The 15831-nt window shown below is 58.1% G+C and carries 14 protein-coding genes; 7 read left to right on the forward strand and 7 right to left on the reverse strand.

Annotated elements, in window-relative coordinates; translation table 11 throughout:
• Positions 1–9: 9 nt before the first annotated feature.
• Both AR456_RS15830 and AR456_RS15835 read right to left on the reverse strand, forming a co-directional pair.
• Positions 10–852 (reverse strand): bifunctional allantoicase/(S)-ureidoglycine aminohydrolase, encoded by an 843-nt coding sequence (locus tag AR456_RS15830; RefSeq protein ID WP_021818364.1) that lies wholly within the window; start codon positions 850–852, stop codon positions 10–12.
• Positions 853–899: 47 nt separating this feature from the next.
• Positions 900–1388 carry an ureidoglycolate lyase gene (locus tag AR456_RS15835; RefSeq protein ID WP_021818363.1) on the reverse strand — a complete coding sequence of 163 codons (489 nt, stop codon included), beginning with the start codon at positions 1386–1388 and terminating at the stop codon, positions 900–902.
• Between the two features lie 179 nt (positions 1389–1567).
• Here AR456_RS15835 and AR456_RS15840 point away from each other — a divergent pair, with 179 nt between their 5' ends.
• The gene (locus AR456_RS15840; protein WP_021818362.1) at positions 1568–3025 is read left to right on the forward strand and encodes a YfcC family protein; all 1458 of its coding nucleotides are present in this window, start codon (positions 1568–1570) and stop codon (positions 3023–3025) included.
• 61 nt (positions 3026–3086) lie between these two features.
• Here the strand turns inward: AR456_RS15840 and puuE are convergent, their stop codons facing one another.
• A complete protein-coding gene (puuE, locus tag AR456_RS15845; RefSeq protein ID WP_021818361.1) occupies positions 3087–4025 on the reverse strand; it encodes an allantoinase PuuE in 939 nt (312 codons plus the stop codon).
• 591 nt (positions 4026–4616) lie between these two features.
• Here puuE and AR456_RS15850 point away from each other — a divergent pair.
• From AR456_RS15850 to AR456_RS15865, 4 genes are all read left to right on the forward strand, one after another.
• On the forward strand, positions 4617–5366 hold the full coding sequence (locus tag AR456_RS15850) for an aspartate/glutamate racemase family protein (protein ID WP_021818360.1): 750 nt from the start codon (positions 4617–4619) through the stop codon (positions 5364–5366).
• A 161-nt stretch (positions 5367–5527) separates the two neighbouring features.
• Entirely contained in the window at positions 5528–6889 is a 1362-nt protein-coding gene (locus AR456_RS15855) for an NCS1 family transporter (protein WP_021818359.1), read from the forward strand.
• Positions 6890–7058: 169 nt separating this feature from the next.
• Positions 7059–7856, forward strand: a complete 798-nt coding sequence (locus AR456_RS15860) for an aspartate/glutamate racemase family protein (RefSeq protein ID WP_021818358.1) — start codon at positions 7059–7061, stop codon at positions 7854–7856.
• 124 nt (positions 7857–7980) lie between these two features.
• A complete protein-coding gene (locus tag AR456_RS15865; protein WP_021818357.1) occupies positions 7981–9441 on the forward strand; it encodes an NCS1 family nucleobase:cation symporter-1 in 1461 nt (486 codons plus the stop codon).
• A gap of 54 nt (positions 9442–9495) precedes the next feature.
• On the opposite strand, the gene AR456_RS15870 is transcribed toward AR456_RS15865, so the two are convergent.
• The 3 genes from AR456_RS15870 to uraH form a co-directional block, all read right to left on the reverse strand.
• Positions 9496–10236 carry a GntR family transcriptional regulator gene (locus tag AR456_RS15870; RefSeq protein WP_021818356.1) on the reverse strand — a complete coding sequence of 247 codons (741 nt, stop codon included), beginning with the start codon at positions 10234–10236 and terminating at the stop codon, positions 9496–9498.
• Between the two features lie 183 nt (positions 10237–10419).
• Positions 10420–11676, reverse strand: a complete 1257-nt coding sequence (locus tag AR456_RS15875) for a urate hydroxylase PuuD (protein ID WP_021818355.1) — start codon at positions 11674–11676, stop codon at positions 10420–10422.
• An 85-nt stretch (positions 11677–11761) separates the two neighbouring features.
• Positions 11762–12115, reverse strand: a complete 354-nt coding sequence (gene uraH / locus AR456_RS15880; protein ID WP_021818354.1) for a hydroxyisourate hydrolase — start codon at positions 12113–12115, stop codon at positions 11762–11764.
• Positions 12116–12321: 206 nt separating this feature from the next.
• Between uraH and uraD the strand changes: the two genes are divergently transcribed.
• The gene (gene uraD, locus AR456_RS15885) at positions 12322–12846 is read left to right on the forward strand and encodes a 2-oxo-4-hydroxy-4-carboxy-5-ureidoimidazoline decarboxylase (protein WP_021818353.1); all 525 of its coding nucleotides are present in this window, start codon (positions 12322–12324) and stop codon (positions 12844–12846) included.
• A gap of 148 nt (positions 12847–12994) precedes the next feature.
• On the opposite strand, the gene AR456_RS15890 is transcribed toward uraD, so the two are convergent.
• Positions 12995–13711, reverse strand: coding sequence for a glutathione S-transferase N-terminal domain-containing protein (locus AR456_RS15890; RefSeq protein ID WP_021818352.1), 717 nt, complete (start codon positions 13709–13711; stop codon positions 12995–12997).
• Positions 13712–14096: 385 nt separating this feature from the next.
• Between AR456_RS15890 and AR456_RS15895 the strand changes: the two genes are divergently transcribed.
• The gene (locus tag AR456_RS15895) at positions 14097–15806 is read left to right on the forward strand and encodes an L-lactate permease (protein WP_021818351.1); all 1710 of its coding nucleotides are present in this window, start codon (positions 14097–14099) and stop codon (positions 15804–15806) included.
• Positions 15807–15831 lie beyond the last annotated feature (25 nt).

Below are 15831 nucleotides of genomic sequence, written 5' to 3' on the forward strand. Positions count from 1 at the left end.
ACGTCAGCATCAGTCCAGCGTCGGCAGTTTCATATGCCGGTTCACATCCTTGTACAGCAGATAGCGGAAGGGGCCGGGACCGCCGGCGTAGCAGGCCTGAGGGCAGAAGGCACGTAGCCACATGTAGTCGCCGGCCTCGACCTCGACCCACTGCTGATTGAGGTGGTACACCGCCTTGCCTTCGAGCACGTACAGGCCATGTTCCATGACGTGGGTCTCGTCGAAGGGAATCACACCGCCGGGCTGGAAGGTGACGACAGTGACGTGCATATCGTGGCGCATATCGTCCGGATCGACGAAGCGCGTGGTCGCCCAGACCTCATTGCAGTCCGGCATCACCGTCGGCTCGATATCATTCTCGTTGGTGACGATCGGCTCCGGCAGATCAATGCCTTCGACACGCTCATAGGCCTTGCGCACCCAATGGAAGCGTACTGGCTCTGAAGAGCGGTTGAACAGCTGCCAGTCACTTCCCGGTGGGATGAAAGCGTAACCACCTGCCACCATGGTATGGGTCTTGCCGGCGAGGGTCAGTTCCAACTCCCCTTCGACAACAAAGAGCACGCCCTCAGCATCGGGATTGGGCTCCGGACGTTCGCTCCCCCCCTCCGGACCAACTTCCATGATGTACTGGGAAAAGGTCTCGGCGAAGCCGGATAACGGCCGCGACAGGACCCAGAGGCGAGTATTGTGCCAATGCGGCAGCTTGCTGGTGACAATGTCGCGATAAACACCCTTGGGAATTACCGCAAAAGCCTCGGTGAACATGGCGCGATCGGTCGTCATGACCTTCTGATCCGGATGGCCACCACGAGGTGCGTAGTAGCTTCTAGCGGGATTGGCTGTGCTCATTGTATTTTCCTTGTCATCGTATTCTGAATATCTGTCTCTCGAACCACTCAGCCCAGAGTGACGCGAGCCTCCAGGGGCTGCTCGTCACAATTGTTGCCATCACCACCGCGGTCAACGACCAGGAACTCGCCTTCGCGTTCCAGAACTGACTGGATGGCATGCCAGGTTCCGGCACGATAATTGACCCCCTGACGCCCATCAGTGACAAAGGCACGTACGTCCGCTGGATCAATGTTCTCTCCCGGCGGAGCGACGACGATCACGAACCGCTCTTCGTGCAGCGGCATGAAGGCCTGGCTGCCCTGAGGATGGCGTTCGAGAAATGTCAGTTCCAGCGGCAGTGAAATCGGCTGACTGACAAAGATACTGATCAAGGTATGCGCGTTGTCGCCCAACGTCTCTACCCTGGCGAGATCATGGTGACGCTGGGTACGCCCCGCATTGATCGGGAAATGCTCAGAAGTTCTCGAATCGATCACATCACCGAAGGCGGAGAAGGCCTCAGCAGTCAGTGGCTGCGCAACAAGTTCCAGCATCCCGTTTCTCCTATTATGACAGCTCTTGTTCGAAAATTATGGAAATCGATTCCATATTAATATTCACTGGCAGGTGGCGCAATTCGCAACACGCTTTATAAGCGTGACCAAATCCAACAGCGCCTCAAGGCAAGTCCCACACTGGCCTTTACGGAACAACCACCTCCCCTGAGGGCATCATGAATCAAACAACACCAACATCATCCGAGGCGGCCGACAAGGCCACCAACACGAAACGCAAGACCGGGCTACGTATCCCGAACATCTACGTCATTCTATTCGTCTTCATCGCTCTGGCCTCTGTCGCCACCTACTTTATACCGGCGGGTGAATACCAGCGCGTACCGGGCCCCGAAGGACGCACCACGATTGATGCCGAGTCATTCCAGTTCGTCGACGGCTCGCCCACCACACTCACTGACTTCATGCTGGCCATTCCCAATGGCCTGATGAGCGCCGGCCAGGTGGTGTTCTTCACCTTCATGATCGGTGGCATGTTCATGGTGCTTCGCCGCACCGGCATCATCGAGATCGGTGTCGATAAATTGAGTCGGCGCTTTGCCAACCGACGCCTGCTGATGATTCCGGTGTTGATGACAGTGTTCGCCGTCGTCGCCACTATCATCGGTACCCAGGAGCTGGCTCTGGTTTACGTTCCGGTCATTCTGCCGTTGATGATTGCGCTGCGCTTTGATTCAGTCACCGCCGCCGCAGTAGCGCTGTGCGCCACTACCGCAGGCTTCGCCACTGGGGTGCTCAACCCGATCAATACTGGCCTGGCACAACAGCTATCCGGCCTGCCTCTGTACTCCGGCTTTCTACTGCGTACGCTGGCCTTCATCGCGATTCTGGCTGCCGCCATTTTCTTCGTCATGCGCTACGCGAGGAAAGTCAGTCATGACCCCGCTGCCAGCCTGATGGCCGATGATCCGACCGAAACCGAAAAGCGTCACAGCTACCTTCATGCCACCGATGATGGAGCGCTGACCGCCAATCCACGCCAGAAACTGGCCGCACTGACGACTTTCGCCTTCATGGCCCTGCTGGTCTATGGCGTTCTGGCTCAGGGCTGGTTCATGATGGAAATGGCGGGCCTGTTCATCATCATGGGCATTGTTGTTGGCCTGGTGGCTGGCCTGACCACCGAAGACATCTGCGAAGGCTTCAACCAGGGCTTCCGTGATGTGCTGGTCGGCGCGATGATCGCCGGTATTGCGCGTGGCGTTGCCGTTGTACTCGAAGATGGTCAGATCATGGATACCCTGGTTTACGGGCTCGGCAATCTGGTTGGCGAACTACCGACGTTACTGTCCGCCAGCGGCATGTACTTCGCGCAACTGGCCTTCAACTTCGTGGTGCCATCCGGTAGTGGCCAGGCGCTGGTTACCATGCCAATCATGGCTCCATTGGCCGACCTGATCGGTGTTACTCGGCAAACAGCCGTGCTGGCCTATCAACTCGGCGACGGTATCGGCAATATCCTCTATCCAACGTCTGGCTATTTCATGGCCACTCTGGCACTGGCGGGCGTACCCTGGCAGAAATGGGTCAAGTTCTTCTTCCCACTGTTCTGCGTATGGATCATCATCTCGCTCGGCTTTCTGCTGGTTGCCCAGGCCATCGGCTGGGCCGGCTGAGTCCCACACTGCAGCCGCCCCCTGCCGTCGACCAGCCCCTGCTGGTCGACGGCAGTTCCGATCACGCCTGGCCAGTCGGCGCAGGGAAATGCTCCGCCCAGTGACGGGCGATATCCACTCGACGCGTCACCCAGACACGATCATGTGCCTCGATATGATCAAGGAAACGCTGCAGGCCACGGAAGCGGCCCGGCCGTCCAATCAAACGGCAATGCAAGCCAATCGACAGCATCTTCGGTGACTCCTCACCCTCTGCGTAGAGCACATCGAAGGCATCACGCAGATAGGTGAAGAAGTGATCGCCGGTGTTGAAGCCCTGAGGAGCGGCGAAGCGCATATCATTGCTGTCGAGGGTATAGGGCACCACCAGATGGGACCGCTCGACGCCTTCGCTATCCGCTTCACGAGTCCAGAACGGCAAATCATCGCCATAATAGTCGCTGTCATAGAGGAAGCTGCCCTCATCGATCACCAGACGACGAGTGTTGGGACTGTCACGGCCGGTGTACCAACCCGACGGAGGCTCCCCATACAGCTTTTCGAAGATCTCGATAGCGCGACGCATATGCTCGCGTTCGATCTTTTCCGACACCTGCTGGTAATGAATCCAACGATAGCCGTGGCCGGCAATCTCGTGGCCCAGTTCCTTGAAGGCATGTGCCACTTCCGGATTGCGCTCCAGCGCCATGGCCACACCAAATACCGTCAGCGGCAAACCACGGCGTTCAAACTCCCTCAGAATACGCCAGACACCGGCGCGTGAGCCGTACTCATAGATGGACTCCATGCTCAGGTGGCGGTCCGGGTAACTGTCGGCACCGATGATCTCTGACAGGAACTGTTCCGAACCGGCATCACCATGCAGCACGCAGTTCTCACCACCTTCTTCGTAGTTGAGCACAAACTGGACAGCAATCCGTGCCTTACCGGGCCAATTGGCGTGAGGCGGGTTCTGACCGTAGCCGATCAGATCACGGGGATAGGAAGACGACGTACTCATGCCCTTTCTCCTGAGCCTCTGAACTTCGGCACTCGAACGCTAATGCTCCAATACCGTTTGCCCCGAGGCACTGATGTGATTGTTTTATTAGGATTTCTTTATGGAGGCTGCGATCTCGAGCGAAGGTGCCGTTAGCATGGCAACGCTTTGCCGAATCTACAGCCATCCGTTATGTATACAAAGAAAAGATAGACTGTATGCAGCAATTCATCAACCCCTCGTGCCGCTCGGGTTCGACAATTCTGCCCCTCTCCTTGCCATTCCTGCACCATTGTCGGCAGTGCTACTACCACTACAGGGTCCTTACGGCATATATTTCACCTTAAATGTATACAAAAAATCCGAAAAATGTGACCGCATGATCGCGCCTATATATGAAACAACCATTGAACACAGTCGTGTTGATGCATTCCATGAAGCTGCTAACTTATATAACAGCATGATTTTAAAAAGATAAACCTACCATGCCAGATCAGCGTATCTTTGACTTGATACGTATTCGAAGCGAAGCTATTTTGTGTACAAAGACAGGACGTCATGTCGCACACTGGATCACATCAACCCAATATCGCGCCAGCCAGGATTGCCAATATGCATATTCACCTGATCAACCCCAACACCACAGCAGGCATGACCGCCACCATTCGTGATGCCGGCATCGCCATCGCAGCATCCGGCACCAGAGTGACGGCTTCCCAGCCTGACAGCGGCCCGGTGTCCATTGAAGGGCATTTCGATGAAGCCATCAGCGCCGTTGGTGTCACGGAAGAGATCATGCGCATGGATCGCGAGTCACCTGCAGATGCCTATGTGATCGCCTGCTTCGGCGATCCGGGATTATTGGCGGCACGCGAGATCACCCGCGCACCGGTCATCGGGATTGCAGAAGCTGCCTTTCATATGGCGGCCCTTATCAGCACCCGCTTTTCCGTTGTAACCACGTTGGGCCGCACCGTGATCATCGCCGAGCACCTGCTCGATCAGTACGGATTCAGCCATCAATGCCGCCGCGTGCGTGCGGCGGAAATTCCGGTGTTGGACCTCGAGGATGATGGTGATCGCGCGCTGGAAAAGATCATAGAAGAAAGTTGCCGAGCACGAGATGAGGATGGTATCGGCGCTATCGTGCTGGGCTGCGGCGGTATGGCCAACCTTACCGAGACCATCAGTCGTGAGGTCGGGTTGCCAGTCGTCGAGGGAGTGACTGCGTCGGTCAAACTGGCTGAAGCACTGGTAGGACTGGGACTGTCCACCAGCAAGGTTGGCGATCTGGCCTTCCCGCGAGCCAAGACCTTCACTGGCCAATTCAGCCATCTATCAGGACTTGAACCCGCTCAATAACCACCATTGCCAGGACATGATCATGGTTGCAGAACCCCCATGGTCCGGGAACACGAAGAGCGCCGGATGGCGCTGTAACTCACAAGCATAAATCGCTCTTTCCGAGCGAAAACGAACTCCAAAGGCCAATTCCAACAACAAACATCAGAGCGAGAATCGACATGTCTACTTCGACTCCGCGCCCGGCGACGGGCGCCACTGCTGACCACGCAACGACCAAGGCTGCCGGAGACGAGTCTCTGGCTCCTCAGAAGACCCGCATCATGGGCCGAACCTCTTATCTGCTGGCCTGGTTCGGCGGCTGTGTCTCAATCGGCACCTTCACCATGGGATCGAGTGTGGTTGGCACCCTCAACCTCTACCAGGCCACGTTGGCGATTGCCATCGGCTGTTTCGTGATCGGTGTGGCACTCGCCCTCAACGGTGCTGCTGGCTACAAGTACGGTATTCCGTTCATGGTCCAGGCGCGTAGCTCGTTTGGCTTCCAGGGCACACGCCTGCCGGGGCTGATACGTGCCGTACCGGCCATCGTCTGGTACGGTTTCCAGAGCTGGATCGGTGCCGGTGCCCTCAACCTCGTCTCGGCCACGCTATTCGGCTATGACAACCTGGTGTTGTTCTTCATCGGCTTCCAGTTCCTGCAGATCGGCCTTTCGGTGCTCGGTTTCCAGGGCATCAAGTGGCTGGAGAACATCGGTAGTGCCTTTATCCTCGCCTCGCTGGTCTACATGTTCTACAGCACCGTGGTGCGCTACGGCGACACGCTGTCGGCCAACCTGCTGACCATGGAAGGCTCGTGGGGCCTGCCATTCTGGGGAGCCACCATGCTGTTCCTCGGTATCTACAGCACCATGATCCTCAACGTCAGCGACTATTCCCGCGAGCACAAGGAAGGCTCCGGCCCTGGACTGCTGACCACCATCTATGCCATGTCGATCCTGCCCTGCACCATGTTCATGGGGCTGATCGGCTACATGGTCTCCGAAGCCACCGGCGTCTCCGATCCCATCAAGGTATTTTCCAATGCCGTCGACAATACGCCGCTGCTGATGACCACGCTGCTGTTCATCGCCTTTGCCCAGGTCACCACCAATGTGCTCAACAATGTGGTGCCACCGACCTATGTGCTGATGGACACCTTCAAGCTCAGTTTCCGCAAGTCATCGATCGTCGTCGGCCTGCTGGCCTTTGCCACCTTCCCCTGGGAGCTGGTCAAGGATGAATCGGCAACCGGCCTGCAGATTTTCGTGCAGACCTATTCCGCCTTCCTGGGTCCGATCTTTGCGATTCTGGTGGTCGACTATTATCTGATCCGCCGCCGTACTCTGGACCTGGACAAGCTGTATGACGCCACCGGCCCCTACCGTGGCATCAACCCTGCTGCTCTGGTTGCCACTGTCGTCGGCGTGATCGCGGCCTTCAGCATCTCGACCGTTTCCTGGTATGCCAGCCTGATCCCGGCGGGCCTGACCTATCTGCTGCTGATGCGCTACTGGCCCGCCTGCCAGCGCTTCTGCAACTGAGCACCGGTGCCGCCCCACAAACCGGGGCGGCATCTCAAGTGCCGCCTGGCGCCCCCCGGGCTCTCACGCCTCGTCGCCGGCATGTGTCGACAACAATAGTTGTCAGACAACGATGACAAACAGACAACGATGACAAACAGACAACAACGACAATCAATGGAGTTCTCTCATGCGCAAGCATCTCCTTCCCGTTTCGGGTCACAAGCTGGCCACCTGCAGCCTGCTGAGCGCCTGTCTCTTCGCGGCCTTCATACCCACGGCAAGCGCCGAGAATAACGCCGCCGATACGGCCGACGCCCCCGATCACGCCATCGTGCTGATCAACCCCAACTCGAATGCCGAGGCCACCCATTCCATGGCGGAACTGGCTCGGCTCGAGACCACTGGGGTGGCAAGCGTTATCGAACGCAGCAACACCGATGCCCCGCCGCTACTGACCACGCCTCAGGACATGATCGATGCCGCCCCGGGTGTCGTTGCCATCGGCGTTGAGGCCGCTGAAGACGAGCGCGTGGCCGCAATCATCGTGTCAGCCTTCAGCGACCCCGGACTCGAGGAGCTGCGCGCCGAAGTCGATATTCCGGTATTCGGTATCGGTGAGGAGGTCTTCCACGAGGCTGCCCGCGGCGAGCGGGAGTTCGGCATTGTCACCGTTACCCCGGACGAGGCGCTGATCGAATCCTTCCGCCAGAAGGCCGCGTCCCTCGGCTATGAACACCTCTATCGTGGTGTCAGGGTCACTCCGGGTGATCCCAACGAGCTGGTGCAATCTCCCGACGCTCTTGATGCCGCTCTGGCAAAAGCGGTGCAAGCTTCCATCGAGGAGGATGGCGCCCAGGCCGTGATCATGGGGGGAGGCCCGCTATCGGCCTCGGCGTTCAGGCTGCAGCCTCGCTTCGAGGTTCCGTTGGTAGTCGCCGTCAATGCAGCGGCCCGTGCGGCCGTCGCCGCCATTCGCAGCGAATAGTTGTCAGCCGCCTGCTGCGGACATAGCGGCAGGCCTGCCTACACTGAGAGTGACGGACCTCCCGGACCCAGGGCCCCCCGAGCAGGAGGGCCATTTCCGACCACCACAGCGCAAGGTGTCTCCCATGAACGAACCGGATCTGCACCTCGACACCTCACGTGTCGATGCCTCGCTATACAACAAGGATCTCGCCCCGTTGCCCCATGCCAAACGTAACTGGGGCGCTTTCGAGATATTCAATGTGTGGTCCAACGATATCCAGAGTCTGTTCGGCTACACCCTCGCCGCATCACTGTTCCTGACCTACAACCTGAGTGGCTGGGCGGTGATGGCGGCCATCATTCTCGCCGGTGTGATCGTGATGTTTCTGGTCAACCTGACCGGCTCGCCCAGCGTACGCTACGGCATTCCCTTCCCGGTCATGGTCCGCGCCAGCATGGGAGTGAGGGGGTCCAATCTTCCGGCACTGCTGCGCGCCATTGTGGGGATATTCTGGTACGGCGTGCAGACCTACTTCGCCTCCACCGCCGTTACCCTGATGATCACCGCCCTGATCGGTACCGATGGCGGCGAAGGGGCCCTCGGGCTATCGCCGGTGGCATGGTTGTCCTTCCTGATCGTATGGGTCTTCCAACTGGCCATCTTCTGGGCCGGTATCGAGCGCATCAAGCACTTCCTCAACTGGGCCGGCCCGCTGGTCTATGTGGTGATGGTGGCGCTGATGGCGATTATCTGGTGGCAGGCCGGTGACCAGTTGTTGCCGGCGGTAGGCAGTATCTTCTCCGGCACTGGCGATGATGCCCGCATCGGTGGCTTGCAGGCCTTTGCCGCCATCGTCGGTACCATGGTCGCCTACTTCGCGGCAGTGGTGATCAACTTCGGCGATTTCACCCGTTTCGTGCGTACCGAGCGTCAGATGAAGCTGGGCAACCTGCTGGGGCTGCCGCTGAACGTGGCCTTCTTCTCGTTCATTGCCCTGATCATCACCGCCGGAACCATGGTGCTGTTCGGCGAGGCTCTGACCAACCCCACCGATATCGTCGAGCGGGTCGATGCCCTGCCGCTGACACTACTCTCGGCGTTGACCTTCTTCGCCGCGACCGTAGGCATCAATCTCGTCGCCAACTTCATTCCCCCCGCCTATGACCTGGCCAACCTGTTTCCGCGACATATCAGCTTCCGAACAGGAGGCCTGATCACCGCCTGTGTCGCGCTGATCGTGGGTGCGCTATGGGTGTCGGTCATCAGCCATATCGGCGTGTCGGGCTTCGTCAATGCAGTAGGCGCCGTCGTCGCGCCCTTCTACGGCATCATTGTCGTCGACTACTACCTGATCAAGGGCGGCAAGCTGGATATTCAGGCGCTGTACTCGGCCCGGGAAGGTGATGCCTATACCTATACCAACGGCTGGAACCTGCGTGGTCTGGTGGCATTCGCCATCGCCGCGCTGTTCTCGGCGTCAACTGTGGTAGTGCCCGCCATGGCCAATCTGTCCGGCTTCGGATGGATGCTCGGCGCAGCGCTGGGAGGTGTTCTCTATCTGTTGCTGATGCGCGGCCAGGCGGCAAAGGTGAAAACAGCCTGAGCCAGGTTCACACCGAGGGAGAAGCCAGTCTTCTCCCTCGGCCTTCTCTCACGTTCAGCGAGCGAATATCTCGAACAGATCCAGAGACTCATTGTCTTCTTCAACAATCGACAGTGAGGCTTCGATCGCCTTGAGATGCCGGCTCATGAAGGCCTGGGCACGCTCGCCCTTGCCCTCGGCCAGAAAATTGATCAGGTCCTGATGGTCGTGCGACTCACAACCGAGGTGGCCGGTATTGCCATACACCGCCAGAATCAGCGACGAGCGCGAACACAGGCGTTCGACAAACTCCGCCAGGGTACGATTGCCCGAGATACTTGCTATGTAAGTATGAAAACCGGCGGACAGGCGAATCGCCTGACTCTGCTCCCCACCACGCAAGGCCTCGTGCTCACGCTTCGCCAAGCGCTGAAGCTCCGCTATGTCCGCGGATGTGATTCGCCGGGCAATTTCCGGTATCAGACCACACTCCACCATCTGCCGCGCCTCAAACACATCCCTGGCTTCCTCTGCAGTGGGCCGAGTTACACTAGCCCCACGCCGTGGTGTCAGAGTGACCATTTGTTCGAGCGCCAGGCGCTGCAGAATCTTGCGAATTCCTGTACGACTGACTCCGAATACATCGGACAGAGCATCCTCGCGCAGGCGCGCGCCCGGCTTGAGACGATGTTCGATGATGGCGTCGCTTATCGATCGATAGATGGCTTCATGGCGCTCGGCACCATCGCCGTTCTTCCCCATGCGAAGGCCTGGTGCGTCGGCAGCCTGAGGGGAAGCCTTCACGCGTTGATTCATCAGCGCTCTCCTGTCAGTGCGCTATCCACAGAGTCTGGGCTGGCTTGCCCACTATACTGCAGTCTATTGTATACGACATCCTGCATGCCTGAGTTGAAAAGGACGACACAAAAAGGCCTGTCCACAGAGAGAGGACAGGCCGGAAATATGTCACAGTGCGTATCATCAGCACGGATACAGCGGCTATTCGCTTCCCCAGGCAGCAATCAGCTTGCGCTCATCGTCGGTCATCTGGGTCAGATTGCCCAGCGGCATATAGCCGCTGGCGACTACCTGCTGGATAACCGCCTTGTGTTGCTCGACCTCAGCTTCCGTCTCGAGTGCAATACCAGCAGGTGCGGCGCTGAAACTCGGATGCTCGGGCTGAGCGGCATGGCAGGATGCACAACGCTCAACCATCACGGAGTGAACTCTCGCAAGCGGCGCCTCGTCTACCTCTGCACCTTGCTGCTCGGCGGTGGCCGTCGGTTCGCTGGTGACAGCTGCAGTCGCCTCACCATCATTACCGCTCAGGCTCGGCGCCCCCAGGCCAAAGGCCAACAGGATCAACACGACCCCCGCGGCAGGATAGGCCGGCTTGTTGTGACCCGCGTGCATCAATACGAAGTACTGGCGAATCAAGGCACCGGCAAAGATCAGCAGCGCAATGATCACCCAGGCCCAATCATTGGCGTAGGCAAAGGAATAGTGGTTGCTGATCATCAGCAACACCACCGGCAACGTGAAGTAGGTGTTATGCACCGAACGCTGCTTGCCGCGTTTGCCATCCAGAGGATTGGGTGTCTCTCCAGCCTGCATCGCCTTGACCATGCGACGCTGACCAGGAATGATCCAGAAGAACACGTTGGCCGACATTGCGGTCGCCATCACCGCACCGGTGAGCAGGAAGGCCGCTCGCCCGGAAAAAATGTGCACGCTCAACCAGGCGACCACAACCATCAGTACCGCTACGGCGATACTCAGCAGGCCATCGCGATCCATATTGGGGCTGATGCGCTTGCACAACTCGTTATAGACAATCCAGCCCCCGGCAAGGAATGCCAGCGCGACCAGATTGGCTTCCAGTCCACTCATGTTGGCCGCCCACTGCCATGGGCTGCCGGGGTTTACCAGGTAGAAGCTGGGATTGGCCATGTACAGGATCACGAACAGCGCGAAACCCGACAACCAGGTGGTGTAGGACTTCCAGAACGACCAGTGCAGGTCATCCGGCAGCTTGTCCGGTGCCGTCGCATACTTCTGGTTGTGATAGAAGCCGCCGCCATGCACGGCCCACATTTCACCGAAGACGCCCTTGCGGCGGTCCTCTTCGGCCTTGGGCTTCTTCAGCCCGTTGTCGAGCATGACGAAATAGATCGACTCGCCAATCCAGGCGATGGCAGCGATGACGTGCAGCCAGCGCAGCATGAAATTGGTGACATCAAGCAAGTAGGAAGACATGGCGTGTACTCTGCCGTTGTTGTTGGAAGGCGCGGGAACCGCTGCATGGCGTCACCCGCGCCGAGTCACGGTGGTAAAGAGAGACTCAGCTGCCGCGATAGGTGGAGTAGCTGTAGGCGGAAAGCAGCAGCGGTACGTGGTAATGCTCACTGGAATCGGCTACGCCGAAGCGCAACGGGATATGGTCGAGGAAGCGCGGCTCGCTGGCTTCCATCGCCTGGGCACGCAGATAATCACCAGCGTGGAAGAGCAGTTCGTATTCACCGCTGGTGAAGGCATCGCCTTCCAGCAAGGGGTTATCGCAGCGACCATCATCGTTGGTCACCGTACTCCCGAGTTGAACGCGCTCATCACCGTTGATGCGGAAGATATCGATGCGAATGCCCTGCCCCGGACAGCCGCGCGAGGTATCCAGTACGTGTGTGGTCAAGCGACCCATGATGCTCCTCCTGCTATACGCGATGCCATGTTCGATTGGATGATAATTGCTCGTCGGTGCGAGCCAATGGTAAACATGATTGATCTAAATGAGGGTACATTTCAACCAATTTTTTGTATACAGTTTACGCAGACCTTTACATTCGCTATTCAACCTTCCATCCGTGCAGGCAATAACTGCAGAAGATAACAACGACAGGAGACCACATGACCACGCCGATTCTCGAAAAGCGTCCCAGCCTCATGGACAAGGCTACCTTCGTCGCTACCTATGGCGATGTCTTCGAGCACTCGCCCTGGGTCGCTGAAGCCGCCTGGGAGCTTGGCTTGACTGAGCGGCACGATAACCCCGTGACCCTTGCGGAACATATGGGGCAAGTGCTGATCGATGCCGACAAGGCACAACAGATGCAGGTGATTCTGGCGCACCCCGATCTTGCCGGTAAGGCTGCAGCAGCGGGAGAGTTGACCAACGACTCAACAAGAGAACAGGCCGGCGCGGGGCTGGATCAGTGCACCCAGGAAGAGCTCGAACGCTTCACTCGACTCAACAATGCCTACAAGGAACGCTTCGGCTTTCCCTTCATCATGGCAGTGAAGGGCGGTAATCGGCACACCATTCTCGCCGCATTCGAGGAGCGTCTACACCATGACGCTGATCAGGAGCGTCGAGAGGCTGTCGCGCAGATCAACCGCATTGCCCGCTTCCGTCTGGAAGATCGCGCCAGTTGACCAGCACCACAAGGCACAACGGCCAGCCCTGAACAGGCTGGCCGTTGTACTGAATAGCGTTGCCGCGGATAACGCAAGTCGTTAGCCAATGATGATAGCCTCCCGGCAACCCTCTTCCAAGCTTGGCTCCTTCCCGGCCTGACTCCTTCTACTCCTGACTATAGGCACCGCTGATATCGGAGATGCGTAGAGCCTCGCGTCCCATGCCACCGTGGAGATCCAACATACGCTCCAGCCATGCGTATACCGGGTCGGCGTTGGAGACAAGGTCAGCATTGGAAACACTGCGCGCCCACATGAAGTTTCCAAACACCAGATAGTCACCGGCGCCAGGCGCCTCTCCATCGATGAAATCGGATTGCGCGAGCACTCCGCGCAACGGTTCCAGAGCCGCATCAAGCTGTGACAGCCCCTTGGCAGGCGAATGGAACTCCTCCAACCGACAGCCGAAGCGCTTTTCTCGGGTCTCGCGGAAGTAGCTTCGATCCTTCGGATGAATCGCGTTGATCAGGTCCATGATGATGGTGCGCATGATTGCCGGCGCCATGACACGTTCGACATGACCCTTGATATACAGCGCACGTGCTTCGGCCGCAGGGTCACCCAGCAACGATGGTGTATCCGGATAGGCACGATCCAGGTAACGCAGGATCTCGAAACTGTCGGTAACGGTCTCATCACCATCAACCAGCACTGGCACCTTGTCATGATCAGCAAATGCCAGCGCCTGCTTATCCGTGAAGTTCCACGCCCGAGTTTCCACCTCCAACCCCTTGTGAGCCAAAGCCAGCTTGACTCGCCAGCAATACGGTGAAAACCGCAACTCGTCATCGATACCACACAGGTCATACAGCACTCGTGACATTCTGCTTGCCTCGGTTAAGGAGCGATTGCCACATAGTGCCAGCATCCTGGCCTGGAACCAATGTCATCGCCCGGGTGAAGGGTTGTCATTGTGACACCAGCTCATTGGCAGTCGTCTCCCGAGTGAAATTTTGTCCATTAGTCTAAGAATCTGACACTCCACGCCGAGTTCCGTTCTTAGTCATCCACTTACAAGATATTGTTTTTAAAATACATATCTCAGAAAGAAAGTTGAAATCAGCTTCGGGAAGATTGGTAATACCAATTCTCCAACTATGGAGTTTCCATCGTTGGAGAGCTTATCGTGCAGCGGACGCCATACCGTGATCCGGTGGGCGAACCTTCATCGAGTCTGCTGACCGCAAACGACAAGAGAACACCGGCTGATGACTGATACGACCCTTGCACTGCTGGCATTCGTGCCACTGATACTGGCAGGTATTCTGCTGATTGGACTGCGTATGGCCGCAAGAATAGCCATGCCGATTGTCTTCGTGGTGACCGCTTTGATTGCGCTGCTGGCCTGGGATATGACCATGACCCGGGTCATTGCCTCGACCCTGCAGGGCCTGATCCTGACCGTCGCGATCCTGTGGATCATCTTCGGCGCCATTCTGCTGCTCAACACTCTCAAGCACTCGGGTGGTATTACCGCCATCCGCAACGGCTTCTCCGGCATCAGCCCCGATCGCCGCGTGCAGGCGATCATCGTTGCCTGGCTATTCGGCTGCTTCATCGAGGGTGCTTCAGGCTTCGGAACACCGGCAGCTGTCGCCGCTCCGCTGATGGTCGCACTAGGCTTCCCGGCACTGGCCGCCGTTACTGTGGGCATGATGATCCAATCCACACCAGTCTCATTCGGCGCCGTGGGCACGCCCATTGTGGTCGGGGTTTCGGGGGGCGTTGATCGTGCCGGTATCACCAGCGCACTCGAGGCCGGAGGTTCCAGCTGGCTGGATTACTTCCACCTGATTGCCGGTGAAGTCGCGTTGGTACACGCTGTGGTGGGTGTCTTCATGCCATTGATCATGGTCATGGTCATGGTGCGCTTCTTCGGTGCCAACCGTTCCTGGAAGGAAGGCCTGTCGATTGCTCCCTTTGCCATCTTTGCCGGCGTTGCCTTCGTGGTGCCCTACGCTCTGGCAGGAGTATTTCTCGGCCCCGAGTTCCCATCGATGATCGGCGCCATGGTGGGACTGGCGATCGTTGTCCCTGCCGCCCGTCGTGGTTTCCTGATACCGACCGAGAACTGGGACTTTCCCGACAGCAAGCAATGGCCGGATCACTGGATCGGCAAGCTGAGTATCAAGACCGATGAAGTCGTCGGCAAGACCCGTATTTCCACCTTCATGGGTTGGCTGCCCTATGTGCTGCTTGCCCTGTTGCTGGTGCTGTCTCGCAGTGTCGAGTCCTTCAAGTCGCTGCTGACCTCGGTGAGTTTCGGCTTTTCCGATATTCTGGGAGAAACGGGTGTGTCCGGCAGTGTCGAGCCACTCTTCCTGCCCGGCGGCATCCTGCTGATCGTGGTGCTGATCACTGCGGTAATGCATCGCATGAAGGGTGCCGAGCTCAAGAATGCTTTCAGCGAGTCCACCCGCACTCTACTCGGTGCAGGTTTCGTGTTGATCTTCACCATCCCGATGGTGCGTATCCTGATCAACTCCGGCGTCAACGCTTCCGACCTGCCCTCTATGCCGGTGGCCATGGCAACTTTCGTGGCCAACAGTGTTGGCGATATCTACCCGCTGTTCGCGCCTGCTGTGGGCGGTCTGGGAGCCTTCATCGCCGGCTCCAATACGGTTTCCAACCTGATGCTGTCGGACTTCCAGTTCAATGTCGCCCAGCAGCTTGGCGTATCCACCGCACTGATGATTTCTCTGCAGGCCGTTGGTGCCGCCGCCGGTAACATGATCGCCATTCACAACGTGGTTGCTGCTTCAGCCACTGTCGGGCTGCTGGGCCGCGAAGGCATCACCATCCGCAAGACGCTGCTGCCGACCCTGTACTACGTGATTGCCGCCGGCCTGATCGGTCTGATAGCGATGCAGGTGGTCGGGATATCGGACCCATTGATGGCCATCGAAGCCGCGGGCTAGACAGCAAGTGCGCAGCACAGAAACG

The organism is Halomonas huangheensis (genome assembly GCF_001431725.1).
Lineage (GTDB): Bacteria > Pseudomonadota > Gammaproteobacteria > Pseudomonadales > Halomonadaceae > Halomonas > Halomonas huangheensis.

Coding starts and splice junctions, on each gene's coding strand:
- AR456_RS15830 (WP_021818364.1), bottom strand. CDS start 852: ATGAGCACAGCCAATCCCGCTAGAAGCTACTACGCACCTCGTGGTGGC.
- AR456_RS15835 (WP_021818363.1), bottom strand. CDS start 1,388: ATGCTGGAACTTGTTGCGCAGCCACTGACTGCTGAGGCCTTCTCCGCC.
- AR456_RS15840 (WP_021818362.1), top strand. CDS start 1,568: ATGAATCAAACAACACCAACATCATCCGAGGCGGCCGACAAGGCCACC.
- puuE (WP_021818361.1), bottom strand. CDS start 4,025: ATGAGTACGTCGTCTTCCTATCCCCGTGATCTGATCGGCTACGGTCAG.
- AR456_RS15850 (WP_021818360.1), top strand. CDS start 4,617: ATGCATATTCACCTGATCAACCCCAACACCACAGCAGGCATGACCGCC.
- AR456_RS15855 (WP_021818359.1), top strand. CDS start 5,528: ATGTCTACTTCGACTCCGCGCCCGGCGACGGGCGCCACTGCTGACCAC.
- AR456_RS15860 (WP_021818358.1), top strand. CDS start 7,059: ATGCGCAAGCATCTCCTTCCCGTTTCGGGTCACAAGCTGGCCACCTGC.
- AR456_RS15865 (WP_021818357.1), top strand. CDS start 7,981: ATGAACGAACCGGATCTGCACCTCGACACCTCACGTGTCGATGCCTCG.
- AR456_RS15870 (WP_021818356.1), bottom strand. CDS start 10,236: ATGAATCAACGCGTGAAGGCTTCCCCTCAGGCTGCCGACGCACCAGGC.
- AR456_RS15875 (WP_021818355.1), bottom strand. CDS start 11,676: ATGTCTTCCTACTTGCTTGATGTCACCAATTTCATGCTGCGCTGGCTG.
- uraH (WP_021818354.1), bottom strand. CDS start 12,115: ATGGGTCGCTTGACCACACACGTACTGGATACCTCGCGCGGCTGTCCG.
- uraD (WP_021818353.1), top strand. CDS start 12,322: ATGACCACGCCGATTCTCGAAAAGCGTCCCAGCCTCATGGACAAGGCT.
- AR456_RS15890 (WP_021818352.1), bottom strand. CDS start 13,711: ATGTCACGAGTGCTGTATGACCTGTGTGGTATCGATGACGAGTTGCGG.
- AR456_RS15895 (WP_021818351.1), top strand. CDS start 14,097: ATGACTGATACGACCCTTGCACTGCTGGCATTCGTGCCACTGATACTG.